This window comes from Nonomuraea sp. NPDC051941 (assembly GCF_044593615.1).
In genome coordinates this window covers 485,373-510,127 of record NZ_JBIUCF010000001.1, presented here as the reverse complement: position 1 = coordinate 510,127, position 24,755 = coordinate 485,373, and the positions used below count along the sequence as shown (strand labels likewise).

The 24,755-nt window shown below is 71.6% G+C and carries 21 protein-coding genes; 10 read left to right on the top strand and 11 right to left on the bottom strand.

What is annotated here, in order from left to right; all coding sequences use genetic code 11:
• Positions 1 to 33 precede the first annotated feature (33 nt).
• The 7 genes from cutA to ACIHFD_RS02310 form a co-directional block, all read right to left on the bottom strand.
• On the bottom strand, positions 34 to 2,391 hold the full coding sequence (gene cutA / locus ACIHFD_RS02340) for an aerobic carbon-monoxide dehydrogenase large subunit (protein ID WP_397365207.1): 2,358 nt from the start codon (positions 2,389 to 2,391) through the stop codon (positions 34 to 36).
• Positions 2,388 to 2,897 (bottom strand): (2Fe-2S)-binding protein, encoded by a 510-nt coding sequence (locus tag ACIHFD_RS02335; RefSeq protein ID WP_350722612.1) that lies wholly within the window; start codon positions 2,895 to 2,897, stop codon positions 2,388 to 2,390. The genes cutA and ACIHFD_RS02335 overlap by 4 nt, the downstream gene beginning before the upstream one ends.
• Positions 2,887 to 3,714 carry an FAD binding domain-containing protein gene (locus tag ACIHFD_RS02330; RefSeq protein WP_397365206.1) on the bottom strand — a complete coding sequence of 276 codons (828 nt, stop codon included), beginning with the start codon at positions 3,712 to 3,714 and terminating at the stop codon, positions 2,887 to 2,889. Before ACIHFD_RS02330 ends, ACIHFD_RS02335 begins: the two co-directional genes overlap by 11 nt.
• Positions 3,711 to 5,123, bottom strand: coding sequence for a uracil-xanthine permease family protein (locus ACIHFD_RS02325; protein ID WP_397365205.1), 1,413 nt, complete (start codon positions 5,121 to 5,123; stop codon positions 3,711 to 3,713). The genes ACIHFD_RS02330 and ACIHFD_RS02325 overlap by 4 nt, the downstream gene beginning before the upstream one ends.
• Positions 5,124 to 5,409: 286 nt before the next feature.
• Complete coding sequence (locus tag ACIHFD_RS02320) at positions 5,410 to 5,754, bottom strand: NYN domain-containing protein (protein ID WP_397365204.1); 345 nt, start codon at positions 5,752 to 5,754, stop codon at positions 5,410 to 5,412.
• Positions 5,755 to 5,899: 145 nt separating this feature from the next.
• A complete protein-coding gene (locus ACIHFD_RS02315) occupies positions 5,900 to 6,103 on the bottom strand; it encodes an RNA-binding S4 domain-containing protein (RefSeq protein ID WP_350722619.1) in 204 nt (67 codons plus the stop codon).
• 11 nt (positions 6,104 to 6,114) lie between these two features.
• Positions 6,115 to 7,716, bottom strand: a complete 1,602-nt coding sequence (locus ACIHFD_RS02310; RefSeq protein WP_355194606.1) for a PucR family transcriptional regulator ligand-binding domain-containing protein — start codon at positions 7,714 to 7,716, stop codon at positions 6,115 to 6,117.
• 130 nt (positions 7,717 to 7,846) lie between these two features.
• Between ACIHFD_RS02310 and ACIHFD_RS02305 the strand changes: the two genes are divergently transcribed.
• The 6 genes from ACIHFD_RS02305 (at position 7,847) to ACIHFD_RS02280 (ending at position 15,445) form a co-directional block, all read left to right on the top strand.
• Entirely contained in the window at positions 7,847 to 8,701 is an 855-nt protein-coding gene (locus ACIHFD_RS02305; protein ID WP_397365203.1) for a DUF2877 domain-containing protein, read from the top strand.
• Positions 8,698 to 10,050, top strand: coding sequence for an FdrA family protein (locus tag ACIHFD_RS02300; RefSeq protein WP_397365202.1), 1,353 nt, complete (start codon positions 8,698 to 8,700; stop codon positions 10,048 to 10,050). The genes ACIHFD_RS02305 and ACIHFD_RS02300 overlap by 4 nt, the downstream gene beginning before the upstream one ends.
• A complete protein-coding gene (locus tag ACIHFD_RS02295) occupies positions 10,047 to 11,423 on the top strand; it encodes a DUF1116 domain-containing protein (RefSeq protein ID WP_397365201.1) in 1,377 nt (458 codons plus the stop codon). The genes ACIHFD_RS02300 and ACIHFD_RS02295 overlap by 4 nt, the downstream gene beginning before the upstream one ends.
• Positions 11,424 to 11,544: 121 nt before the next feature.
• A complete protein-coding gene (locus tag ACIHFD_RS02290) occupies positions 11,545 to 13,581 on the top strand; it encodes a protein kinase (protein WP_397365200.1) in 2,037 nt (678 codons plus the stop codon).
• 41 nt (positions 13,582 to 13,622) lie between these two features.
• Positions 13,623 to 14,195 (top strand): TetR/AcrR family transcriptional regulator, encoded by a 573-nt coding sequence (locus tag ACIHFD_RS02285; RefSeq protein WP_397365199.1) that lies wholly within the window; start codon positions 13,623 to 13,625, stop codon positions 14,193 to 14,195.
• 50 nt (positions 14,196 to 14,245) lie between these two features.
• Positions 14,246 to 15,445, top strand: a complete 1,200-nt coding sequence (locus tag ACIHFD_RS02280) for a Cmx/CmrA family chloramphenicol efflux MFS transporter (protein WP_397365198.1) — start codon at positions 14,246 to 14,248, stop codon at positions 15,443 to 15,445.
• On the opposite strand, the gene ACIHFD_RS02275 is transcribed toward ACIHFD_RS02280, so the two are convergent.
• Complete coding sequence (locus ACIHFD_RS02275; protein ID WP_397365197.1) at positions 15,428 to 16,657, bottom strand: RNA-guided endonuclease TnpB family protein; 1,230 nt, start codon at positions 16,655 to 16,657, stop codon at positions 15,428 to 15,430. The two genes, ACIHFD_RS02280 and ACIHFD_RS02275, sit on opposite strands and share 18 nt — an antisense overlap.
• 138 nt (positions 16,658 to 16,795) lie before the next feature.
• On the opposite strand from ACIHFD_RS02275, the gene ACIHFD_RS02270 reads away from it, so the two are divergent.
• Together ACIHFD_RS02270 and ACIHFD_RS02265 are read left to right on the top strand one after the other, a co-directional pair.
• The gene (locus ACIHFD_RS02270; protein WP_397365196.1) at positions 16,796 to 17,611 is read left to right on the top strand and encodes an MOSC domain-containing protein; all 816 of its coding nucleotides are present in this window, start codon (positions 16,796 to 16,798) and stop codon (positions 17,609 to 17,611) included.
• Between the two features lie 116 nt (positions 17,612 to 17,727).
• The gene (locus tag ACIHFD_RS02265; protein WP_397365195.1) at positions 17,728 to 18,927 is read left to right on the top strand and encodes an MFS transporter; all 1,200 of its coding nucleotides are present in this window, start codon (positions 17,728 to 17,730) and stop codon (positions 18,925 to 18,927) included.
• Between the two features lie 16 nt (positions 18,928 to 18,943).
• On the opposite strand, the gene ACIHFD_RS02260 is transcribed toward ACIHFD_RS02265, so the two are convergent.
• Positions 18,944 to 20,512, bottom strand: coding sequence for a bifunctional 3'-5' exonuclease/DNA polymerase (locus ACIHFD_RS02260; RefSeq protein ID WP_397365194.1), 1,569 nt, complete (start codon positions 20,510 to 20,512; stop codon positions 18,944 to 18,946).
• 21 nt (positions 20,513 to 20,533) lie between these two features.
• Positions 20,534 to 21,805 (bottom strand): metallophosphoesterase family protein, encoded by a 1,272-nt coding sequence (locus ACIHFD_RS02255; RefSeq protein ID WP_397365470.1) that lies wholly within the window; start codon positions 21,803 to 21,805, stop codon positions 20,534 to 20,536.
• A 346-nt stretch (positions 21,806 to 22,151) separates the two neighbouring features.
• Between ACIHFD_RS02255 and ACIHFD_RS02250 the strand changes: the two genes are divergently transcribed.
• Entirely contained in the window at positions 22,152 to 22,571 is a 420-nt protein-coding gene (locus tag ACIHFD_RS02250; protein WP_397365193.1) for a hypothetical protein, read from the top strand.
• A gap of 43 nt (positions 22,572 to 22,614) precedes the next feature.
• Here ACIHFD_RS02250 and ACIHFD_RS02245 read toward each other — a convergent pair whose 3' ends face one another.
• Positions 22,615 to 24,207 (bottom strand): FAD-binding oxidoreductase, encoded by a 1,593-nt coding sequence (locus ACIHFD_RS02245; RefSeq protein WP_397365469.1) that lies wholly within the window; start codon positions 24,205 to 24,207, stop codon positions 22,615 to 22,617.
• Between the two features lie 31 nt (positions 24,208 to 24,238).
• Between ACIHFD_RS02245 and ACIHFD_RS02240 the strand changes: the two genes are divergently transcribed.
• A complete protein-coding gene (locus ACIHFD_RS02240) occupies positions 24,239 to 24,748 on the top strand; it encodes a TetR/AcrR family transcriptional regulator (protein WP_192786458.1) in 510 nt (169 codons plus the stop codon).
• The last annotated feature ends 7 nt before the right edge of the window (positions 24,749 to 24,755 follow it).

Below are 24,755 nucleotides of genomic sequence, written 5' to 3'. Positions count from 1 at the left end.
GGATCATCGTGCAGCGGGCCATCGGTCGGCAGGTCATCGGTCGGCGGCGCGCAGGTCGAAGAGCTCGGACGGGGAGATCGGCATGCGGTCGATCTCGAGGCCCTCGGCGTCCTCGATGGCCGAGGCGATCACCGCGGAGACGGGGATCACGCCGGCCTCGCCCGCGCCCTTGACGCCGAGCGGGTTGAGCGGCGACGGCGTCTCCAGGTGGGCGGTCTCGACGTGGGGGATCTCGGTGGCGTACGGCATGAGGAAGTCCATGAAGGAGGCGTTGACGAGCTGGCCGTGCGAGTCGTACACCATGCGCTCGTAGAGCGCCCCGCCGATGCCCTGCGCCACTCCCCCGTGGATCTGGCCCTCCACGATCATCGGGTTGATCAGCCGGCCGCAGTCGTGCACGACCGCGTAGCGCACCACCTTGATCTCGGCCGTGTCCGGGTCGGTCTCGACGATCGCCGCGTGCATGCCCGACGCGAACGTGGACCTGATCGGCGAGTAGTAGTCGCGCCCCTCCAGCCCTGGCTCCTCGCCCTCGGCGACCGGCGGCCGGTCGGGCGACGCGGTGCCGGAGAACTGGGTGGCCCTGGCCGTCTCGTCGTCGAAGGCGTAGCGCAGCGGGTTGGCCAGCACCGCCACCGTGGACAGCGGGATGGACGCGCTCGGCGTGCCGGCCACGTGCACCATCCCGTCGGTGATCTCCAGGTCGGCCGGGTCGGCCTCCAGCGCGTCGGCGGCGATCCGCAGCGCCTTGTCGCGTACTTTCCTGCAGGCCAGCGCGATGGCGTTGCCGCTGACGACGGCCGCCCGCGAGGCGAACGTGCCCACGGCGTAGCCGAACCTGCGGGTGTCGCCGGTGACCACGCTCACCCGCTCGATGGGCACGCCCAGCTCGGTGGCGACGATCTGCGCGAAGGCCGTCTCGTGCCCCTGCCCCTGCGAGGTGAGCCCGGTGGACACGTGTACCCGCCCGTCGGAGGTCACCTGCACGTGCCCGCCCTCGTACGGCCCCACGCCGGTGCCTTCGACGTAGCACCCGACGCCGATGCCCCTGCCGGGCCGCGCCTCGAAGGAATCCCAGCCGATCAGCTCCTTGATCATGCGGAGCATCTCGGGATAGTCGCCGCTGTCGTAGATCAGCGGCCGGCCGTCCTGGAACGTCATCCCCTGGTCGTACGGGAACTCGTCGGGCCCGATGAAGTTGACCTCGCGTACCTCGGTGCGGTCCTTCCCCAGGTAGCGGGCGATCTTGTCCATCGTCCGCTCCATGCAGAACACGCCCTGCGGCCTGCCGGCCCCCCGGTAGGGCGTGACCTGCACGGTGTTGGTGTAGACGGCGGTGAACTCGACCCGGTACGCCCCGATCTTGTACGGCCCCAGGAGCTGCGTGGAGGTGACGATCGGCACGATGATCCCGTAGGGCGTGTAGGCGCCGTGGTCGTGCAGGATCGTCACGTCCAGGCCGAGCACGCGGCCGTCGTCGTCGAAGCCGACCCGTACGTACTGGACCTGGCCGCGCTCGTGGGCCGAGGAGATGAAGTGCTCCCTGCGGTCCTCCGTCCACTTGATCTCGCGCCCGAGCGTCATGGCGGCCCACGGCACCAGCACCTCCTCGGGCCACGGGTGCACGATCTTCACCCCGAAGCCGCCGCCCACGTCGGGCGCGATCACCTCGACCTGCGGCAGCGGCAGCTCCAGCGCGGCGGCGACGGCCATGCGGACGCTGGTGGAGGTCTGGGTGCTGGAGTAGACGCGCAGGTCCCGGCCGTCCCACCGGGCGTACACGCCGCGCCCCTCCAGCGGCATGCTGGCGCTGCGCTCGATGTCGAGCCGGAAGGCCAGCGTGTGCGGCGCGGTCTCGATCGCCTCGCGCGCGCCGCGCCCGTCCGTCCCCGCGACCTCCTGGACGAGGTGCGCGCCGACGTTGCCCGGCACGTCCTCGTGCACGAGCTGGGCACCCTGCACGGCCTCCTCCAGGCCGACGACCGGCTTGAGGAGCTCGTAGTCGACCTCGATGAGCGCGCAGGCGTCCTCGGCGGCGTACCTGTCCGCCGCCACGACCATGACCACCGGCTCGCCGACGTGCCTGACGATGTCCCTGGCCAGCGGGTACGCGGTGCGCCCGTGGGTGAGCGCCGGGTGCGGGATCAGCAGCGGCAGCGGCCGGCCGACCCGTCCGGGCAGGTCCTCCCAGGTGTAGATGGCGACGAGCCCTTCGACGTCGAGCGCGGGGCCCACGTCGATGTCGCGGATGCGGGCGTGCGCGTGCGGCGAGCGCACGAACGCGGCGGCCAGCGCGTCGGGGCCGAGGTCGTCGAGGTAGCGGCCCCGGCCGGTGAGCAGCCTGGGGTCCTCCCGCCGCTGCACGGGCTCCCCGAACAGCCTCGTCGTCATGCTTCCTCCGCCAGCAGCTCGGCGGCCCGGTGGACGGCCTTGACGATGTTCTGGTAGCCGGTGCACCGGCACAGGTTGCCCGAGATGCCCTCCAGCACCTCGTCGTCCGTGGGGGTGGGGTTGTCCCGCAGCAGGGCGGTCACCGTACACAGGAACCCCGGCGTGCAGAACCCGCACTGCAACCCATGGCACTCGGCAAAAGCCCGCTGGACCGCGCTCATGGCCTCACTCCGTGAGGCGGGCTCGGTCGCCCTGGTGCCGTCGCCAGCCAGCCCTTCGACCGTGGTGATCTCGGACCCGTCCACGCTGACCGCGAACGTCAGGCACGACCGGATCGGCTCCCCGTCGAGCAGCACGGTGCAGCAGCCGCAGACGCCGTGCTCGCAGCCGACGTGGGTGCCGGTCAGGCCGAGGTCGTGGCGCAGGCAGTCGGACAGCAGGCGTCTGGCGGGCACGCCGACCCGCCTGGCCGTGCCGTTCACGACGAGCGTGATCTCATGCTCCACGATCCCCTGCCTCCCTGGTCGCGTTCCGTACGGCCCGCTCGGCCAGCACGCCGACGAGGTGGCGGCGGTAGGCGGCCGAGGCGTGGATGTCGCCCTCGGGTTCGACCCGGTCCCGTACGATCCGCGCCGCGTCCGCGGGGCTCTCCGTCACGTCCACGACGATCGGCACGGGGCCGACGCCGATGCAGGCGAGCCTGGCGGCCTCTACGCGGCCGTCCTCGTCGAGCGTGACGACGGCGCAGACCCCGGCCAGGGCGTAGTCGCCGTGCCGCCGGGCCACCTCCTCGAAGGCTGCCCCGGTACGCGGACCCAATGCCGGGAAATATGCCGACACGGCCAGCTCGCCCGGCTGGACCGCCGACTCCATGGGCCCGACGAAGAACTCCTCGGCGCCCACGTCGCGTACCTGCCCCTGCCGGGCCACCCGTACGGAGCCGCCCAGGACGGCCAGCACGGCCGGCAGCTCGGCGGCCGGGTCGGCGTGCACGAGGCTGCCCACCACGGTCCCCCGGTTCCGGATCACCGGGTGGGCGACCAGCCGCAGCGCCCGGCTCAGCAGCGGATGCGCCCTGGCCCGCTCCGCCTGCGAGTGCCGGACCGTAGCCCCCACCCGGACACCGTCCCGCTCCGTCTCCATGGCCGACAGCCCCTGGACGCGGTTGATGTCGACGAGATGCTCGGGAGCGGCCAGCCGCATGTTGAGCATGGGGATCAGGCTCTGCCCTCCGGCCAGCACCTTCCCGCCCACCTCCGCGAGGGTCCGGAGCGCCTCGTCGAGGTCGCGGGGGGCGTGGTACTCGAACGGGGGCGGTTTCACCCGGCCTCGCTCCCGGCCGGCCGGGCGGGCCGTCCGGCGATGGCCCGCAGCAGGTGGTATCCGCCCAGCACCACGATGGTGCCGAGCGCGATCCCCTCAAGGGTGAAGTCGCCGCCGATGAAGTGGCTCACAGGTCCGATGGCCAGGATGATGCCCGCGCCGATCGGAACCATGTTGACGGGGTCGGAGAAGTCGACGCGGTTCTCGATCCAGATCCTGGCGCCGAGGAGGCCGATCATCCCGTACAGGATGACGGTGACCCCGCCCAGCACGCCGCCCGGGGTCGCGGCGACCAGCGCGCCGAACTTGGGGCAGAGCCCGAACAGGATCGCGATGATCGCGGCGATGTAGTAGGCGGCGGTCGAGTAGACCTTGGTGGCCGCCATGACGCCGATGTTCTCGGCGTACGTGGTGGTGGGCGAGCCGCCGACCGCGCTGGCGACCATGGTGCCCACCCCGTCGGCCATCACCGCCCGGCCCACGTACGGGTCGACGTCCGCCCCGGTCATCTCGCCGACGGCCTTGACGTGCCCGATGTTCTCGGCGATGAGCGCGATGACGGCGGGCAGCACCAGCAGCACGGCGGAGGTCTTGAAGTCGGGGGCGTGGAAGTTCGGCACCCCGAACCAGGGCGCCGACGCCACGGAGTCGAAGTTCACCCGGTCGTGCGGGAAGGCCGTGGCCACGCAGTACGTCCCCTCGGCCGGGCAGCTCGCGCCCGCCGCGTCCCGCAGGTTGGCGCCGGGCAGCACGGACGTGACGGCCCCCGCGGTCTTGTCCAGCACCCACGACAGCACGAACCCCGCGATCAGCCCGACCAGCACCCCGATCCGGCCGACGAACCCCTTGAAGAACACGATCACCAGGAAGGTGACCAGCATGGTGATGAGCGCGACCCAGTGGTCCTGCGGCCAGTAGACGTCCGCCACCACGTACGCCAGCCCGAACCCGATCAGCATGACGACCGCCCCCGTGACCACGGGCGGGAACACGCGATGGATGATCTGCACCCCGAGGAAGTGGACGGCCAGCCCCGCCAGCGCCAGCACGAACCCGGCGACCAGGATCGCCCCGGTCACGATCGCGTCCGCGCCGGCCGTGTCACCGCCGTAGGCGGCCCTGATGGCCAGCACCCCGCCGACGAAGGACGCGCTGGTGCCGAGATAGCTGGGCACCTTCCCCTTCACGATCAGCAGGAACAGGATCGTCGCGACGCCTGACATCATCACGGCGACGTTCGGGTCCAGCCCCATCACCAGGGGGAAGACGAACGTCGCGCCGAACATCGCGATCACGTGCTGCGCCCCGAAGCCCACCATCCTGGGCCAGCTCAGGCGCTCGTCGGGCCTGACCACCTCTCCGGGCGCCAGGTGCTTGCCGTCACCGTGTTTGGTCCATCCCAAAACCATGAGAGTCCCTCTTGTACTGGGCCGGCGACACGTTCCGTTGCGGGCACATTAGGCCCGCCGCAACGCTCCTACACGGGCATGATCTGCCAAATCTACGCGCAGGGCCAGTGAAAACCTCGCGCACACGCGATCCGAATTCACTGTGAGGTCAGTTCCAGTGCTGCGGGCGGTGGTAGACGCACGTTGGGAAGCTGAGACCGGCGGATCACGGCATCACCCAGCGGGAACCATGCGTCACTGAGCAACCTCAGATGGTTGGAACGCCTCCGGGGCGGAAACACGGTGATCACCCTGGTCTTGGATAGGTCCGCCGTATGGTGCCACAAGAGTGGCATCGCACTGCTTGCTCCTGGAACCTCCCCATGACGACCTGCACACCGCGGCTCACCGTCGCGGCCAGATAGGCTTCCTGCCGCGCCTTGGCCGGTGGATCGTTGAGGATCGTGGCCGTGAAGTAGCTGATGGCGACGAGACGCTGATGCGGCCGCAACAGGCGGGTCGCCATGGCGTGCAGATCGAGCCAGAGGTGCCGCCGCCCCCCGAGGTCCCGCAGGCCGTAGTACAGGTTGAAGCCGTCGACGTAGACACCCACCCGCTCGATTCCGGGATTCGACTTGTCGCACACCGCCATCACGTCCTAACATGGAGTCACCGCCGCCCGGGAGTACATCCCGGGCTCTACGGCCCCCGTCAGGGGGCCGTTTCTTTTTGCCAGTGCGCCCGATGTTAGTAAACAGTGAGTAATTGTGCGGTGACTTTTCGTCAACAGGTTCCCACTACTCCACGTGGATGGAGAACCCCTCCCCGCTGACCACCTGCCCCGAGCGGATCTTGGCGCGCTTGCGCAGCTCCACCTCGCCGTCCACCAGCACCAGCCCCTCGGCGATCAGCAGCTTGGCCATGCCGCCCGTCTCCGTGATCCCGCAGTACTTCAGCAGGTCACACAGCGGGATGTACTCGGAGCGCAGTTCGAAATCCACAAGCCCCAACCCTAGATGCCGCGCATCCGCAGCACGTGCAGGGCCAGGGTCAGGTTGAGGCGCAGGTGCGGGTCGTCGGTGAAGTTGCCGAGCAGGCGCTCCAGCTTCCCGATCCGGTAGCGGAGGGTGTTGTAGTGGAAGTGGAGGCGCCGCGCCGTCTCGGCCACGTTCATGTTGGTCTCCAGGAGCACCTGCAGGGTGCGGCGCAGGTCGGCGTTCTCGGCGTCGGCGTCGGCCGCCAGCGGGCCGAGCGTCTCGCGTACGAAGGCGTGCAGCTCCTCCGTGTCGTTGACCAGGGACAGCAGCCGGTAGACGCCGAGCTGGTCGAAATGGGCGACGGCGCCGGGCCCGTGCAGCTGGCGGCCCACCCGGGCCGCCTTCAGCGCCTGCGAGTACGCCTCCGGCAGCGTCTCCGCCCCCGGGCTGGGCCGGGAGGTGCCGGTCGAGAACGTCGCGGGCGGCACGTCGGCGAAGCCCGAGGCCGCGTCCTTGGCGACCCTGGTCGCGTCGATCGAGGCGTCCACCACGGCCACCACCTCGTGCGAGAACCCCGCCACCGCCCCGCGCGGGTCGTGCCGGCGCATCGCCGCCGTCCAGCACGCCACCAACCGGTCCTGCGCGCTGCGCTCGTCGCCGTCCGGGTCCAGCTCGGCCACCAGTACGGTCACCGGCCGCGCCAGGTCCCACCCGAACGCCCGCGCCCGGGCCGTGACCCGCTCCGCCGTGCCCGCCCGGCCGGTGAGCACGTCGCGCAGGAAGTCGGCGCGGTACTTGCTCTCGACGGCGTTGACCGCCTCCTGCCGGGTGACGACCAGCGCGGCCACGGTCGCGGCGCGTTCGAGGATGCCGACGTCGCTGTCGCGGATGGCCCCGGACGGGCTGTAGGCGACGATCCTCCCGTGGTGGTGGCCCCCGGCCAGCACGGGCACCGAGGCGAACGACCGTACCCGTCCCGAGGTGGACGTACGGGGCGGGCCCTCCAGGGAGATCGACTCGCGCAGGACGGCCACCTGCTCGGCCGGACCCGCGGTGGCCAGCACCCGGCCCGAGCCGTCCACCGCCGCCACCGACACGTCGAGCAGCTGGGCCACCTCGGCGGCCACCTCGTTGAGCCCGCCGCCGGCCAGCACCACCTGCACCAGCGCCCGGTGCGCCTCCTCGGCGCGGGCGAGCACGGCGGCCTGGCGGTTGAGGATGTCGGTCAGCACCTGGTTGAGGATGTCGTCGAACCCGACGTCGTTCGGCAGGAGGATGAGCGGGAAGCCGAGCCGGTCGGCCTGCTCGACCATCTCGTCGGGCAGCTCGTCCACATACCGGCCGAGCTTGATCGCCAGCGCCGACAGCCCGCGCTCGTCCAGGTCGGCGACCAGCCGGCCGAGCGACTGCGGCGTGTTGCGCAGCGGGTAGCCGGTGGTCAGCAGCAGCTCGTGCGGCTTGACCCAGGCCAGGATGTCGGGGACCTCCATGACGTTCAGCCGTTGCACGATGCGGCCCAGCCCGCTCTCCCCCGCGATCAGCCTGGCCTCGGCGAGGGTGGAGACGCCGAGCACCTCTCCGACGGAAACGCCGTGAATGATCGTCCCGGTGCTGGCGAGACGGACGGGGGGCTCCATGTGGAGATTGTGACCCCAGAAACCGTCTGTCAGGAAGAGCCAACCTTCCCGCTGACTGTTGGCAAATTTACCCGTACGGAGGGTTCCCCGGCCGTTTTACGGTCAGGTCCAAGGTCCGATGGGAGGTTCGGTGACCGTAAGTACTCATGCGAGGCGTACTCGCATCCACGTCACGGGCGCGGCCAGCACGGCGGTACGCCCCGTCCTGGAGTCGCCGCGCCGCCCCGCGCGGGTGCTAGCCGCGTTCCCGGCGGGGGTCTATCTCGAGGTCAGGACCGACCTGGAGCCTTCGGTGATCGCCGTCATCACGGGGGCGGCCACCCGGTTGCCCAACTCCGTGCTGCTGGCCGGCGCGCTGCCGAGCGTCACGGTGGGTGACGAAGCTTCGGTGGGCGACCGCAACATCGAGCTGGGCCCGCTGAGCCTGGGTGTGCGCCGCTGGTGGGACCCCGCCCCGCCGCTGGGCCGGATCGATCGGGCCCGGCTCGAACAGGCCGCCGCCCGCTTCGGCGACCCGCCGCAACCCGGGCTGGCCGGGAACGGCGCCGTCGAGCTGCTGGCCGACAGCTGCGCGAAGGGCTGGCTGCTGGGGGCCGTGACGGCGGCCGAGCAGCTCATGGGCCTGGGGCCCGGTCTGACGCCGAGCGGCGACGACGTCCTGGCGGGCCTGCTGGTGACGCTGCGGCACCTGGGCGCGGCGGCCGGGGCGGAGCGGGCGGTCTGGCTGGCCGACTGGCTGGCGGCGACCGTGACGTTCGACGCGAGGACGCGTACGACGCCCATTTCGGCCACGCTCCTGCACTGTGCGGCCAGGGGCGAGAGCAGCCCCGAAGTGACCGCGGTGCTGCGCGGCATCACGGGCGGGCAGGCCCTCGAACCGGCCCTGCGCCGCCTCCACGGCCTCGGCCACACCTCGGGCTCCGACCTGGCCCAGGGCGTCGCCGTCGGCGTGACCGCCGTCCTCGCGCTGAGCGGGCCCCGATGAGCGCCGACACCGTGGCCGACATGGTGCTGGTACGGAAGGGCGCGTACGTCGACTCCATCTCCCTGATGCGCATAAGCCGGGCGCTGACCGAGATGTCGGGCGTGGAGGCCGCCATGGTCGCCATGGCCACCGACCTGAACCTCGCCGTCCTCCGCGATCTGGGCTTCACCGTCCCGCAGGCCGGCCCCGGCGACCTCCTGATAGCCGTACGCGCCCGCGACGCCGGCGCGGCCGTCGAGGAGGCCGACCGGCAGCTCGCGAGCTTCGACCGTCCGGAGGCGACCACGGCCGACCAGCCCCCGCTCACCACCCGCTCGGCCACCGGCATCCCGGCCGACCTGGTGCTGGTCTCCACCCCGGGCGAGCACGCCTTCGCCGAGGCGCTGGACGCCGTCCAGGCCGGGCTCCCCGTCATGATCTTCAGCGACGGCTTCCCCGTGGCCCAGGAACGGCGGCTCAAGGAGCTCGCGGAGGCCGCGGACGTCCTCGTGATGGGCCCCGACTGCGGCACCGCCGTGATCGGCGGCGTCGGCCTGGGCTTCGCGAACGTCCTCACCCCAGGCCCCGTCGGTGTGGTGGCCGCGTCCGGCACCGGGGCCCAGCAGGTGACGTCCCTGCTCGACTGGGCCGGCACCGGCGTCAGCCACGTGCTCGGCGTGGGCGGCAGGGACCTGTCCGCCGAGGTGGGCGGCCTGTCCACGCTGCGGGCCCTGCGCATGCTGGACGAGGACCCGGCCACCGAGCTGATCGTGCTGATCTCCAAGCCGCCGTCCCCCGAGGTGGCGGCGACCGTACGGGAGGCCGTGGGACGCCTGCGCACGCCGGTGGTGCCCGCGCTGCTCCCCGAGTCCGACCTGACGGAGGCGACCGAGCGGGTCCTGCGCGCGCTCGGCCGGCCGGTGCCCGAGTGGCCCTCCTGGCCCGCGTGGTCGGGCAAGCAGAGCCGGACCAAGGCCATCAAGGGTGTCTATTCCGGCGGGACGCTCAGCACCGAGGCCGCGCTGGTGGCCGGCAAGGGCGAGTTCGTCGACTACGGGGACGACGCCTACACCAGGGGCCGGGCGCATCCCATGATCGACCCGACCCTGCGCGTCGAGACCTTGGCCCGCGCCCAGGAGACGGACCTGGTGCTCATGGACGTCGTGCTCGGCCACGGCGCCGACCCCGACCCGGCCGCCTCGCTCGCGCACGCCGTCGCCCGCACCCCCGCCACCGTCGTGATCGCGCTCATCGGCACCGAAGGCGACCCCCAGGACCTGCACCGACAGGCCGCCGCCTTCCGGGAGGCGGGCGCGGCCGTCTTCACCTCCAACGCCCAGGCCGCCCGGCACGCCAGGAGCCTTGTATGAGCCCGCTGTCCGTCCCGTCCCGCGTCATCACGGTGGGCGCGGGCCTGCTCGACGAGTCGCTCAGGGCGCAGGCCGTCGAGACGACGCCGGTGTCCTGGCGCCCGCCGCTGCCCGGCACCGCCGAGGCCCTGGCCGCGGTGCTCGCCGACCCGCGCAGGCAGGCCGCGAACGAGCTGGCCGTGAGCAGGCTGACCTCCGCCCGCCCGCACCTGGTCGGGGTGCGCCGGGCCTCGGAGGTGCTGGCGGCGGGAACGTTCCTGCACGCGGGCCCGCCCATCACGTGGGAGCGCGCGTCGGGCCCGATGCGCGGCGCGCTGATCGGCGCGATGCTGCTGGAGGGCCTGGCGGGCGACGAGCACGAGGCCGGGCGCAGGCTGGCGGCGGGCGAGATCGCGCTGCGGCCGTGCCACGAGCACGCCACCGTGGGCCCGATGGCGGGCGTGGTGAGCCCGTCCATGTGGCTGTTCGAGGTACGCGACGACGAGCACGGCGGTACCGCGTACTGCTCGCTGAACGAGGGCCTGGGCAAGGTGCTCCGGTACGGCGCCTACGGGCCCGAGGTGCTGGAGCGGCTGCGCTGGATGGACGCGGTGCTCGGCCCGGCCCTGGCGGCGACGCTGGAGCGCACGGGGCCGATCGACCTGCGCTCGCTGATGGCGCAGGCCCTGCAGATGGGCGACGAGCTGCACAACCGCAACCGCGCCGCCACCTCGCTCCTGCTGCGCGAGCTGGCCCCGGCCGTGGTCGAGGCCGCCCCGGGCGCGGCCGCGGAGGTGCTGCGCTTCATCAACGGCAACGACCACTTCTTCCTGAACGCCGGCATGGCCGCCGCCAAGGTCAGCACGGACGCGGCCCGCGACGTGCCCGGCTCGTCCATGGTCGTCGCCATGGCCAGGAACGGCACCGACTTCGGCGTCCAGGTCTCGGGGCTGGGCGGGCGGTGGTTCACGGGACCGGCCGGCGTGCCCGACGGGCTCTATCTCGGCTCGTACGGGCCGGACGACGCGAACCCCGACATCGGCGACTCCACGATCACGGAGACCTCGGGGCTGGGCGGGTTCGCGATGGCGGCGGCGCCGGCCATCGTGCGGTTCGTGGGCGGCGAGGTGTCCGACGCGGTGCGGGCCACCCGTTCCATGTACGAGATCACGCTCGCCGAGCACCCGGGGTACCAGATTCCGGGGCTCGGCTTCCGCGGCACGCCGGTCGGCATCGATGTAACTCTCGTCGCGAGAACGGGCCTGCTGCCCGTGGTCAACACCGGCATCGCGGGCCGCGTCGCGGGAACCGGTCAAGTAGGAGCAGGCCTGGTCAAACCCCCTGCAGAGGCATTCACTACTGCATTGATCGCATTGGCGGAACAAGCCATCTGAATGGCGATATTTCCCCAGGTCAAAGCTTTTGTAAGGATGCTCCAGCTTCCCTTGCGCATGCCCCGCCGATATCGTAACGAACCACTTTAAATTGCTCGTAGCGCGGGATGGGGGCGGGATCATGGCAGCCGACCGCTTGCTCAGCGGCCCCGGCGCGGAAGGGGGCGCCCCGAGCGGCGCCCCGCAGAGCCAGGGCCGTCTGATCGGCCGGCGTTACCGGCTCATGTCACCTGTCGGCAGGGGCGGCATGGGCATGGTGTGGCACGCTCACGACGTCCTGCTCGACCGGGACGTGGCGGTCAAGGAGCTGATCCTCCCGTACGGGCTCGACCACTCGGGCATGCAGGGGGCCCACCGGCGCGTGCTGCGCGAGGCCAGGTCGGCCGCGCGGCTGACGCATCCCGGCATCGTCACCGTCCACGACGTGGTCGAGGAGGACGGCCGCCCGTGGATCGTGATGGAGCTGGTCCGCGCGTGGTCCCTGGAGCAGGCCGTACGCCAGAGCGGGCCGCTGCCGGTGCTGCAGGCGGCCGAGATCGGCATCCGGGTGCTCGACGCGCTCAGGCACGCGCACTCCGCGGGGATCCTGCACCGTGACATCAAGCCCGGCAACGTGCTGCTGACCCAGGACCGGGTGGTGCTGACCGACTTCGGCATCGCGGCCATCGAGGGCGACGTGGCGATCACGCAGACCGGGCTGCTCATGGGGTCGCCCGCGTACATCCCGCCGGAGCGCCTGTCCGGGCAGCCGATCACGCAGGCGGCCGACCTGTGGTCGTTCGGCGCGACGCTGTACGCCGCCCTCGAGGGGCGGCCGCCGTACGAGGGGCCCGACCCGGTGGCGGTGCTCGGCGCGGTGCTCACGCAGGAACCGATCGCGCCCCAGCGGGCCGGCTCGCTGATGCCGGTGGTCGAGGGACTACTGCGCAAGGACCCGGCCCAGCGGCTGACCTCCGACCAGGTCATCGAGATGCTGGAGGCGGTGCTGCGCGCGCACGGCTCCGTCCGTCCGCGCCCGGCCGAGTCGCTGCCCACCGCCGGGCCCGCCCCGGGGGACATGCCGGCCTCCGGGCTGCTGGACTCCCCGTCGGGGCCGATGCCGTCGCGGATCGTGGAGACGCCCTCGGGTCCGATACGCGTGCCGTACGACCCGATGAGCAGCCCGTCCGGCGGTCACTCGATGCCGTTCGACGGCCTGACGAGCCCCTCCGGCAGCCACCGGACCGACCAGCTGGTGCCGCCGCCGCCCGAGTTCGGCGGGCCCTCGGGGGCGCAGCCCGCTTTCGGCATGCCCTCGGGTCCGCACCGGGCTCCCAGGGGCCGCGGCGACGAGTCCGGCCCGCAGCCGGCACCGATCCTGCCGCTGACCACGGACAGCCGTACGTCGTCCGCCGCCACGCCGTGGCCGCTGGCCTCCGCCGAGGACCTGCGCGAGCAGTCGCGCGACCTGTCCCGCGACCTCGGCCACAACCGCCTGGCCACGCTGCCCAGCACGGCGCCGCGCACCGGCAAGAGCCGGCGCAGGCCCGACGAGGACGACGGGATATGGGTGCGCCGCGGGCGGCCGACGCCGCTCACGATCATCAGCGCGATCGTGGCGGTGGCCGCCGTCGTGGGCGCCGTCATGTTCCTCATGCCGGGCGGGTCGCCGCCCCCGCAGACGGCCACGTCGCAGGCCAAGACGTCCTCACCCGCGAAACCCGGGAACGCCGAGCCCTCGGCGATACCGTCGGGCTACACCGAGCACGGCACGGCCGGCTTCGCCGCCGCCGTGCCCGGGAGCTGGAAGCCTTCGACGTCGGGCGGGGTGACCACGTTCAGCGGGCCGAAGGACTCCGGCATGCGGATCATGGTGCAGAAGGTGAGCCCGCAGACCGACGGAGGGCTGTCCGAGCTGGGCCGCCAGGAGGCCAAGGGCGGTGTGGAGGGCTACATCCAGGTGCAGCTCCAGGCCGTCGACTACCGCGGCTGGCAGGCCGCCGACTGGGAGTACACCTACACCACGGCCAGCGGCGTCCCCATGCACGCGCTCACCCGGTACGTCACGATCGACGACATCACCGCGTACAAGATCACCTTCGACCTGCCCGAGCTCAAGTGGGACGACCAGGCGGAGACCCGCAAGGTGTTCCTGGACACGTTCCGGCGGGATGGCTGACGTATTGCACCGCTCAGTCCAAAACGGGTAATGTTCGACATATGGGGCGACCGAGGAAGTTCGAGGAGGAACGCGCCGTCGAGGCCGCGATGCGCGCGTTCTGGTCCGCGGGCTTCGAGGCCACCTCGACGGCGGACCTGTGCGCGGCCACCGGACTCGGGCGCAGCAGCATCTACAACACCTTCGCCAGCAAGCACGACCTGTTCGTGAAGGCCCTGACCCGCTACATGGACCAGCGCAACGCCACGCTCGCCGAGACGCTGGACGCCGACCTGCCGCTCAAGGAGAAGATCAGGACCGTCCTGTGGTGGGCCGTCGACCCCGAGCCCGGCGAGCCGCCCGGCTGCCTGGTGGTCAACTCGATGACCGAGCTGGCCCCGCACGACCCGGAGATCGCCGAGCTGCTGCGGCGCGACAACGACAGGCGCCGGCAGATGGTCCGGGCCGCCATCGAGACCGGCCGCTCGCGGGGCGAGATCGACCCGGCCAGGGACCCGCTCGCGCTGGCGCACTTCGTCTTCGCCACCGTCAGCGGCCTGCGCGTGGCCGCGCGGGGCGGGACGGACCGGGACGGGCTCGAGTCGATCGCGAAGACCGCCCTGGGCGTTTTCTGATCTTTTTTACGCCCTCATTTTGAACCGATCAATCCAAAAGGAGAAGCACCATGCCCTTGGCCATCTACATATTGGGGCTTTCGATCTTCGCTCAAGGCACTTCGGAGCTCATGCTGGCCGGGCTGATCCCGGAGATGGCAGCCGACCTGCGGGTGTCCGTGCCCGAGGCGGGGCTGCTGATCTCGGCGTTCGCCATGGGAATGCTGGTGGGGGCGCCGGTGCTGGCCGTCCTCACGCTGCGCTGGCCACGGCGTACGGCGCTGCTGACGTTCATGGCGGTCTTCGTCCTGTCGCACGTCGCGGGCGCGCTGACGTCGAGCTACACCGTGGTGTTCGCCACCCGCGTCGTGGGCGCGTTCGTGTACGCGGGTTTCTGGGCCGTGGCGGCGAGCACGGCGGTCGGCCTGGTGCCCGCCAACGCCCGCGGCAAGGCGATGAGCGTGCTCGCCGGCGGCCTGACGGTCGCCACCATCGTCGGGCTGTCCCTGGGCACGGTCATCGGCCAGCACCTCGGCTGGCGGGCCGCGTTCTGGGCGGTCGCGGCGCTGTCGGCGCTGGCCGGGGCGGGCGTGCTCAGCACCATCCCGGGCGGCCGCCCGGAGGCCGGCGCGACCCCGCGCGTCTCCGACGAGCTGCGCTCCATGATCAACCCCAGGCTCTGGCTCGCGTACGGCACGACCGCGCTGACCACGGGAGCCCTGCTGGCCTCCTTCAGCTACCTGAGCGTGCTGCTGGTCGACACCACGGGCCTGGATCCCGCCTGGGTGCCCGCGGTCCTGGCGCTCTACGGCGTCGGCTCGCTGATCGGGATCACCATCGGCGGCCGGACCGCCGACGCGCGGCCGTTCCCGTCTCTCTACCTCGGCGTCGCCGGCCTGATCGTCTGCTCGGTGGCGCTGGCCCTGACCGCGTCCGTCCCCGTGGCGGCCATCGCGCTGATCTTCCTGCTCGGCGCGTTCGGCTTCGGCATGAACCCCGCCCTGAACACCCGCGTCTTCTCCCTGGCCAAGGACGCCCCCACCCTGGCCGCCGCGGTGAACGTCTCCTCCTTCAACGTCGGCATCACCGTCGGCCCCTGGCTCGGCGGGCTGGCCATCGGCGCGGGCCTCGGCTACCCGTCCGTCGCCTGGATCGGGGCCGCGATCGGCGTGCTCGCCCTGGCCACCGTGGCCGTGGCGGGTGCTCTGCACCGCTCGCCGGCGCCGGAGCGCAGTGGGGTACCTTCGGCCGTGTCAACGACCACCGGTTGAGGCCGGTGGCTTGCTCTCACGGTCCCGTCTGGCTGAAGGGAGGCCGGTAGCGTGTGGCTGGTTGACAGCAGCCCAGCCCGCAGCGCCGCGTGCGGCGATGTTGCGGGCCGCGATGTGATCGGCGTGCCCAGCGAGGCCACACCCAGTGCAGACGAACCGACCCCGCGTCGGCCTATTCGCCCTACTCATACACCCGCACTCTGGACAGCGCTGAGAGGTGTGTGCGGGGTCGACCAGTACGAAAGCGACCCCGGCCCGCGCGGCTTTGTAACGGGTGAATGCCATCTGCTGAGCAAACGCCCAGCTGTGCAGGGTGCGCCGCTGGAACCGATGAGCCCTTACCCGCCCGCGGATGCCCTGCAGATCCTCCAAGGCGATCCCGCGGCCGGTGCGTTCGGCTTCGCGCACCACGTGTTTCGAAAGCTGATGGTTGAGGTCGGTCATCATCCGATGCTCACGCCCGGCCAAGCGACGCAGGACCCGCCGCGCCGCACTCGGGCCCTTCCTCTGCAACCGTTGGCGTTGCCGATGCCGCCGCTCCCGCAGCGTACGGACGTGGCCGTTGCCGGTGATCGGCCCGGCCAGGGCGGAGCCGGGGAGCACGGCCCCGTCGGACGTGACCGCCAGGTTCGCCACCCCTTGATCCACCCCTAGAAAGCCGTGAACCGGCTCACGCGTCCGGGGCTTGGGCAAGGTCATGGCAACTTGCAGCAGCCATACGCCGCGCCGACAGATCAGGTCGGCCTCCCCGAGAGGCAGCGCGTTGACAGCCTGGAGGTCCTCTGGCCGACCTGTGTATGGCACGGCCACACGTCCCGTGGAGGTCCACAGCGACACGGTCCGGGCTTCACGGGACCAGCTCATCAGGCGCGCGTCGTACGGGATGGCGCCGTGCTGGCGGAAGGTGTGGGCCCGTTTCTTGGTGGCTCGCCGGTTGCCGTAGGCACCGACCACCCGGGCTATCGCCCGCACCGCCGCCTGCGCGCCCAGCCCGGCGAACTGCGCACGCGCGGAATGGTAGGCCAGCCGATGCAACTGGAGGACGGTGAAGGTACGGTGCTGCCAAGCCAGACGGGAAACAAAGGTGGCCGCCTGATTACAGACCAGCACCGTCGCAGTCAGGGCGTCAGCCTGAGCAGGTGTAGGCATGAGCCGCAACTGCACCACCGACGGCAGGCCTGCCAGCTTGGCCGTGGAGCGGCGGATCGCCATTACACACTCCCTGTCGTGGAAGAGTCACCCACCGCGAACACTATCGAGCGTTACTAAGGCTTTCCATACTGTTTTCGAAAGGAGGAGTGGCGCTCCCTCCCCATCCTGAAAGACCAGGGTGTCCGCGCCACAGCTCAGATGAATTTGGCGAGCATCCACTTTTACCCCGTCAAGTCCACCGCGGGGCACCAGGTCCACGAGGCCGAGGTGCAGCCGTGGGGGCTCGCCGACGACCGCCGCTACCTGATCACCGACGAGCACGGCGAGCTCCTGACCGCCCGTCAGGAGCCCCGCCTGCTGGCCTGCGTGGCCCGGGTCGACGGCGGTTCGCTCACGCTGACCGGCCCGCACGCCGCCCCGCTGCGGGTCACGCCGACCGCCGTCATGTCCACGGTCAGCGTGGGCCGCACCCCCGTGGAGCTCACTGACTGCGACGACGACGCGGCGGACTGGCTGTCCGGGCTGGTGGGCCGGCCCGTGCGGCTCAAGTGGCTCGACGACCCGACCCGCCGGCCGGTCAATCCGGAGTACGGGCGGCCGGACGACCGGGTGAGCCTGGCCGACGGCTATCCGCTGCTGCTCACGTCCAGCGCCTCGCTCGCCCTGCTCAACGACTGGATCGTGGAGACCGCGCTGGAGCGCGGCGAGGAGGCGCCGGAGCCGCTGCCCATGCACCGGTTCCGGCCGAACGTGGTGATCGACGGCGTCGGCACGCCGTTCGCGGAGGACGAGTGGAAGCGGGTACGCATCGGCGAGGTCGACTTCCGGGTGAGCAAGCGGTGCGACCGGTGCGTGCTGACCACGATCGACACGTCTACGTACACGAAGGGCAAGGAGCCCATCAGGACGCTTTCGCGGCACCGCAGGTGGGACGGCAAGGTGTGGTTCGGCATCAACCTGATCCCGGACATGCCCGGACGCATCGCCCAGGGAGATTCAGTCACCATTCACTGAAATATCGCCCTTTGGGGTGATGTCAGGGGCTATGCGAGACTTCACGAGTGACCAGTGCCCCCACAACGCCCACTGTCTCGTCCTCTGACCGAATTCGCGGCGTCCAGCGCCGCACCTTGACCGTCCTGTCCGCGACGCAGATCGTGAGCGGGGTGGGGGTCGCCGTCGGGCTCGCGCTGAGCTCGGTGGTCGTGGACGAGCTCTCGGGCTCCACGGTGATCAGCGGCTTCGCGGGCACCGCGACCGTGCTCGGCGCGGCACTGCTGGCCCTGCCCACGGCCAAGGCGTCGGGCAGCGGCGGCCGCCGGGCGGGCCTGTCGCTGGCGTACGCTGCGGCGCTGGCGGGCTGCCTGATCTCGGCCCTCGCGATCAGCCTGCGTACGTGGCCGCTGCTGCTGGCGGGCCTGGTGCTGGTGGGCGGCGGGAGCGCGGGCAGCCTGGCCGCGCGTTACTCGGCCACGGACCTGTCCCCCAAGGGCCGCTCGGCCAGGCACCTGTCACTGGTCGTCTGGGCCTCCACGATCGGCTCCGTGGCCGGCCCGAACCTGGCCAAGCCCACCGACCAGATCGGCATGCGGCTGGGGCTGGTGGAGAAGGCGGGGCCGTTCGTGTTCGCGGCGCTGGCGTTCGCGGTGGCGCTGGCCCTGATCTTCTGCCTGCTGCGCCCCGACCCGCTCACGCTGGCCCGCTCCCTGAACGAGGGCCCGGACACCGGCCGCGGTCCCAAGGGGACGATCCGCACCGCCTGGCAGACCCTCCGCACCACCCCGACGGCCCGCCGCGCCCTCGTCATGATCGCGGTGAGCCACACGGCGATGGTGTCCGTCATGTCCATGACCCCGGTCAAACTCCACCACGACGGCTCGAACCTGGACGTCATCGGCCTCGTGATCAGCCTGCACATCGCGGGCATGTACGTGCTGTCGCCGGTGGTGGGCTGGCTGGCCGACAAGGCGGGCAAGGTGCCGGTGCTCGTGCTCGGCATGGCCCTGCTGCTGAGCGCCGCCACGCTCGCCGGCACGGCCGGGCATGCGATCTGGCAGGTGACGGCCGCGCTGGTGCTGCTCGGCCTCGGCTGGTCGTGCGGCCTGGTGGCGGGCTCCGCCCTGGTCACGGAGTCCGTCCCGCTCGAACGCCGTCCCGCCGTCCAGGGGCTCTCGGACCTGCTGATGAACGTCTGCGGCGCCACGGGCACGATCGTCGCGGGCGCCATCGTGGGGATGCTCGGCTACGGCGTGCTCGGCCTGGTCGTGGGCATCATGGTGGCGCTCGCGGGCATCTGGCTGACCATCACCTGGCGCGCCGACCGCCCTTAGACACTCGACGCGGCCGTCACTTCGCGTCGGCGTAGGACGACACCGCCACCGCCTCCATGGGAAAGCGCACCGGCGTCGCCCCGAACAGCAGCCGGGTGGCCTCGACCGCGGCCGACGACACCGCGGCGATCACCTCCTCCGCCTGCTCCGCCGGGCAGTGCACCATCACCTCGTCGTGCTGGAAGAACACCAGCCGCGCCGGCTCCGGCAGCAGCCCGCGCAGCACCGCCATCAGCGCCAGCGCCCACTCGGCCGCCGTGGCCTGCACCACGAAGTTGCGCGTGAACCGCCCCCGGTCCCGGGCCGCCCGCGTGCCCTCCGGCCCCGACACCAGCTCCCTCCACCGCGGCGAGGGCGGCGGGCTGGTGCGCCCGAGCCAGGAGCGCACGAGCCGCCCCTCCTCCCCGTCCTTGGCCGCGTCCTCCACGAACTGGTAAGCCCTGGGGAAGCGCTGCCGCATCACCGCCAGCAGCTTGGGCGCGTCACCGCTGGTGCCGCCGTACATGGCGGACAGCATCGCGATCTTGGCATTGTCACGCTCGCCGCCGAACGACTGCGCCAGCGCCGAGTACAGGTCGATCTCCCCGGCGGCCCTGGCCAGCCCCACGTCGCCGGCCATCGCGGCCAGCACCCGCGGCTCCAACTGGGCGGCGTCGGCGACGACCAGCACCCACCCCTCGTCGGCCACCACCACCCGGCGCATCACCTTGGGGATCTGCAGCGCCCCGCCGCCGCTGGTGGCCCAGCGCCCGGACACCACGCCGCCCACCACGTACTCGGGCCGGAAACGCCCGCCCCGCACCCACTGGTCGGCCCACACCCACCCGTGGAAGCTGTACAGCCGGGCCAGCTCCTTGTAGGCCAGCAACGGCTTCACGGCGGGGTGGTCGATCTGCTTGAGCTCCCACGACCGGGTGGTCTTCAACGCCACCCCCGCCCCCTTGAACGCCTTGACGAGCTGCTGCACCGAGTCGGGATTGACCGGCTGGCCAAGGGCCGCGGTCACCTCGTCGGCCAGCGCCTGCAGCTTGGCCGGGCGCATGCCGTGGACGGGCCGCGGCCCGAGCAGCTCGGTCAGCAGCTCGTCGTGCACGTCACGCCGCCAGGGCATGCCGTCGTACGACATCTCGGCCGCGATGAGCGCCCCCGCCGACTCGGCCGCCACCAGCAGCCGGAACCTGCCCGGCTCGGGCAGCGCCTCGATCCGGCGCAGCTGGTCGGCCAGCACCTCCGCCACGGCCTCGGCCGCGAGCGGCTCGGGCGCGAACAGCGTGCCGGGCGCGCTCGGCTGCTCCTCCGGCACCGGCAGCCCGTGCAGCCGGGCGTGGGCGGCCCGGGCCGAGCGGCTCTCGCCGTAGCGGCCCTCGTAAGCGAACAGCAGCCCTTCGGTGAGCGCGACGTCGTGGCAGCGCGAGACCCGCGCGCCCGCGCTCAGCAGGTCGGGATAGACCTCCCGCGCGTCGGCCCACACCCACCGCGGGCGCTCGGCCTCCTCCAGCTCGCGTACGGCCCCCGCCAGGTCGGCGGGACGCCGAGCCGAGCCGCCCACGGGCAGCAGCGTCTCTCCTGCGACCACGACATGCACGTGGTCAAGAGTGCCAAACGGCTACGACAAAGCGATGCGCACCTCGTCCTCCAACGGCGGATCGGCCTCCTGGGCCCGGCACCCCGTGGCGGCGAAGCACCGCACGGTCAGCTCCTCGGGCGTGACCGACAGGTGCAGGAACTGCTTGAAGAACGGCGGCGTGTCCCAGTCGGACAGCTCCGACAGGTAGCGGTGGAACACCTTGTCGACCGGCAGCCTGAGCGGCCACGGCCACGCCCCGAGCAGCCGCGCCGCCCACCGCATCCTGCGGGTGATCGTGACCGGGCCCTGGGGGGTCCGGACGGGCTCGTTCTTGATCTGGTCCGCCATGACGCACAGGGCCTCGGAGGGCGTCAGGTAGATCCACTTCATCCGCAGGCGGTGCGCGTACAGCTGGCTGTAGAAGGACAGGGAGTCGCCGCGCAGCGGGTAGCACCTGAAGTCGTCCTCGTGCACGCCCTTGACGTCGACCCGCTGGATCGTGTGCGTGGCGTGCATGAAGGCGCCACCGCCGCCGGACACGATGTACTGGATCACCCGGTCGCCCACTTTGACCGGGTAGCGCTGGTAGTTGTGCACGTCTCCGCCGATGGCCGCGACGTACCGGTTCGCCGGATCGCGCACGATGTCGTCGATCGTGCCGCCTTCCTCCAGCGGTGAGGGCTTGTAGACGTTCCCGGTGTAGATGGGCTTGCCCGTGACGAGGATCTTCGGCCGCGGATCGCGCGAGACGCGCCGCAGCCACGCGGTCTGCCCCTTGTCGATGATGTTCTTGATGCCGGTGTCCACGCCGACGATCAGCAGGCTGTCGCTCTCGATCACCCAGTACGGCCCCGGCTGCGTGACCTGCTGGGACGGCTTGCCCCTGAGCTCGCGCGCCTGCGCCAGCCCCTCTTCGTCGATGGCCTCCGGCTTGCGCCACAGCAGGCCGCGCAGCCACCGGTCCGGCTTCGGCTTGAGCGCCGGCGCGTCGCAGAAGACCCGCATGAAACCGCCGAGCCCGTCATACCAGTCGTGGTTGCCGGGGACGGCATAGATCGGGGCGTCATAGTCCTTGTACGGACGGAAGAACTTGTCCCCGTACTCGTTTCCCGATCCCGTCGGATAGATCACATCACTCGCAATGACGGCGAACGACGTGTCTTCCCCCACTTTCAACATCCCCGGAACAACGGCGTACTGGGACGCGTCTCCCTCGCCGGTATCACCGAGCAGGAGGAAACTGAAATTTCCCCCGACCGGCGGTTTGACGCGAAATTCCGGATCAATCCCCCGCGCTTCCTGGGCCTCCACCCATCGCGCCCGAACCTCTCCCGACGGATCCCCGAACAACCCCGCGAGGATGTCGTTACGCGATCTCCACAGCGTCACCAAATTCAGCCAGGTAAACCCGTGATCGTTAGGTCTGAGCTGCGCGAACGTCCCCGTCTGTGTGCAGGCCCATCCTGCTCCCTCCTCTGACACCCTTGAGGAAAGTTGCTTTCCCCGCTCGGCCGCGACTTCCACCATGACCACATACTTACCGCGATCACCCATTCGTGCACCCGGAACGCTCCGTACCGTAAGGAACACAGAAGGTTCGCAATGGTGTACCCTCAACCCCCCAAGCAAGCGGTAGGGACGTCGAGGGGAGTGCTCCATGAGCCGTAACGGCCCTGACGACACGACCCGGAGCGGCACTTCCGACGTTGAGGCCATCGAGGGTCTGCTGGCATACGCGCAAACCCGGTCATCCCGCTGGAGCGGGGCGGCCCTCAAACGGGTCAGCGAAGCGGTCGCGCGCAGCCGGGCCCTCGACGCACGTGCTCCCGGCACGCACACGACCCTGCTGGCCCGCAGCCTGCTCGCCAAGGCGAAACTCCTGCTCAAGCGGGACCGGGCAGCGGAGGCGCTCCCCCTGGCGCAGGAGGCGGTGGCGCTCACCCGGCTGACGGGCGGCGCCCCGCTGGTGGTGGCACTGAACTGCCTGGCCACCACCCTCGAGTCCCTCCACCGCTACAGCGAGGCCGCCGCCGCGATCGCGGAAGCCGACCACATCCTCCCCCCGGACGAACCCTGACCCATCCGAGCCGACGGCGGCGGGTGGGCGGGAGTGGGCCGGGCTACGCGGGTGGGGGTGGGACGAGGGCGCCGGGGTTGAGGATTCCGGCGGGGTCGAGCCGGTCCTTGACCGCCCGCAGGATGCCCATCCCCACCGGCCCCACCTCGGCCGCATAAGCGTCCCGGTGGTCGCGTCCGACCCCGTGATGGTGGGTGATCGTGCCGCCGGCCGCCACGATGGCCGCGTTCACCGCCTCCTTGGCGTGCTCCCACTGCGCCACCGGGTCCCCCTCCTGCGCGACGACGACCGTGAAGTACAGCGAGGCGCCGGTCTCGTACACGTGGGAGACGTGGCACATGACGAGCGGCGAGCCGAACGCGCCCGCCAGGGCAAGCCGCACCGCGTCGTAGAGCCGTGGCAGGTTCGCCCAGAACCCGGCCGTCTCCAGCGTCTCGACCGTGGCCCCGGCCCCGAGCAGCGAGTCGCGGAGGTACGGCGCGGAGAAACGCCCGTGCTCCCATGCCTCCCCCGGCTCGGCCCCCAGCGGCTCGCCTCCCATCCGGGTCAGCACGGCGGCGGCCCCGGCCTGCCGGGCGGCCGCCGAGCCCCATCCGGCGACCGAGGCGGGGGTGCCCTCGTAGCCGGCGATCAGGAGGCAGCCCGAGCCGCCCGACCCGATGGCGTCCGGCTTCGCGAGGCCGATCATGGTCTCGGTCTCGTCCGAGAGCCGGAGCACCGTCGGGAGCGGCCCCTCCTGGGCGAGTGCGCGCACCGCCGCCGTCCCCTCCGCGAACGTCCCGAACCGCCACCCCTCGTACCGCCGCTCGTCAGGAGCCCGCCGCACCCTCAGCCGCAGGGACGTGATGACCCCGAAGGCGCCCTCGGAGCCCAGCACGAGCTGGCGCAGATCGGGCCCGGCCGCCGACTTGGGGGCGCGCCCGAGGTCCAGGGTGCCGGTGGGCGTGGCCACCGTGAGGCCCACGACCATGTCGTCGAAGCGCCCGTACCCGGCGGAGGCCTGGCCGCTGGAGCGGGCCGCCGCGAAGCCGCCGAGGGTGGCGTACTCGAAGGACTGGGGGAAGTGGCCCAGCGTGAGGCCGTGCGCGGCGAGCAGCCGCTCGGCCTCGGGGGCGCGTACGCCGGGCTCGAAGGAGGCCACGAGGGACTCCAGATCCACGGAGAGCAGGCGGTCGAGCCGGCCCAGGTCGAGGGCGATCACCCCCGTGAATCCCGCACCGGAGCCGGTGAGGCCGCCCACCACGGAGGTGCCGCCGCCGAAGGGGATCACGGCGACGCGTTCGGCGGAGCACAACCGCAGCAGCTCGGCCACCTCCTCGTGCGAGCCGGGCAGCACCACCGCGTCGGGCGCGGCCGAGCCGTCCCCCGCGCGCATCCGCAGCAGGTCGGGGGTGGACTTGCCGCGCGTGTGGCGGACGCGGGCCTCGTGCGAGGTCAGCACGTACGCGGAGCCAACCACCCCGGCCAGCGCGCCGAGCAGTGACTCGGGCAGGGCTACCGGCGGCAGGCGCACCGATTCGAGGCCGACGGCGGGGACGTCCGGGGCGCGAACGCCGAGGAAGTCGCGCAGGAGCGCGCGGACCTGCTCGGGCAGTTCGCGGGCGAGAGCCGGGTCGCCCCAGCCGGACCACAACATCGGTTCTCCAGTCACGCTTACACTGTGACACATGACGTCGATTCGTCACAATGATGGGGTGCTGGACGCGGCCCGCGACTGCGTGCTGGCCTATGGCGTGCGCAGGACGACGCTCACCGACGTGGCGCGCCGGGCGGGGGTGTCGCGGATGACGATCTACCGCCGCTGGCCCGACGTGCGCACGCTGGTCGCGGACCTGATGACCAGGGAATGGGTGCGGGTGGTCGAGGAGCTCGACCTGGCGGACCCCGTGCGCGCGGTCGTCGAGGGGGTCAGGGGGCTGCGCGCCCACCCGCTGTGGCGGAAGATCGTGGAAGCGGATCCGGAGCTGCTGCTGCCCTACCTGCTCGACCGGCGCGGCGCCAGCCACGAGGCGATACTCGAGGTCCTGGAGCGCGCCGTCGGGGATCCGGGCAGGGCGCGTGCGGTGCTGCTGGTGGCGCAGTCGTTCCTGCTGTCGGCGCCCACGATGCTCGGCCCGGTGACCATGGACGAGCTCGACGGCGAGCTCACCGCCCTGCTGGAGGCCTATCTTGGATAGCTCGCAT

Excerpts from the sequence above, each read along its gene's own strand:
- cutA (WP_397365207.1), bottom strand. The coding sequence starts at position 2,391 with ATGACGACGAGGCTGTTCGGGGAGCCCGTGCAGCGGCGGGAGGACCCC.
- ACIHFD_RS02325 (WP_397365205.1), bottom strand. The coding sequence starts at position 5,123 with ATGGTTTTGGGATGGACCAAACACGGTGACGGCAAGCACCTGGCGCCC.
- ACIHFD_RS02320 (WP_397365204.1), bottom strand. The coding sequence starts at position 5,754 with ATGGCGGTGTGCGACAAGTCGAATCCCGGAATCGAGCGGGTGGGTGTC.
- ACIHFD_RS02310 (WP_355194606.1), bottom strand. The coding sequence starts at position 7,716 with ATGGAGCCCCCCGTCCGTCTCGCCAGCACCGGGACGATCATTCACGGC.
- ACIHFD_RS02300 (WP_397365202.1), top strand. The coding sequence starts at position 8,698 with ATGAGCGCCGACACCGTGGCCGACATGGTGCTGGTACGGAAGGGCGCG.
- ACIHFD_RS02295 (WP_397365201.1), top strand. The coding sequence starts at position 10,047 with ATGAGCCCGCTGTCCGTCCCGTCCCGCGTCATCACGGTGGGCGCGGGC.
- ACIHFD_RS02290 (WP_397365200.1), top strand. The coding sequence starts at position 11,545 with ATGGCAGCCGACCGCTTGCTCAGCGGCCCCGGCGCGGAAGGGGGCGCC.
- ACIHFD_RS02285 (WP_397365199.1), top strand. The coding sequence starts at position 13,623 with ATGGGGCGACCGAGGAAGTTCGAGGAGGAACGCGCCGTCGAGGCCGCG.
- ACIHFD_RS02280 (WP_397365198.1), top strand. The coding sequence starts at position 14,246 with ATGCCCTTGGCCATCTACATATTGGGGCTTTCGATCTTCGCTCAAGGC.
- ACIHFD_RS02275 (WP_397365197.1), bottom strand. The coding sequence starts at position 16,657 with ATGGCGATCCGCCGCTCCACGGCCAAGCTGGCAGGCCTGCCGTCGGTG.
- ACIHFD_RS02270 (WP_397365196.1), top strand. The coding sequence starts at position 16,796 with ATGAATTTGGCGAGCATCCACTTTTACCCCGTCAAGTCCACCGCGGGG.
- ACIHFD_RS02250 (WP_397365193.1), top strand. The coding sequence starts at position 22,152 with ATGAGCCGTAACGGCCCTGACGACACGACCCGGAGCGGCACTTCCGAC.
- ACIHFD_RS02245 (WP_397365469.1), bottom strand. The coding sequence starts at position 24,207 with ATGTTGTGGTCCGGCTGGGGCGACCCGGCTCTCGCCCGCGAACTGCCC.
- ACIHFD_RS02240 (WP_192786458.1), top strand. The coding sequence starts at position 24,239 with ATGACGTCGATTCGTCACAATGATGGGGTGCTGGACGCGGCCCGCGAC.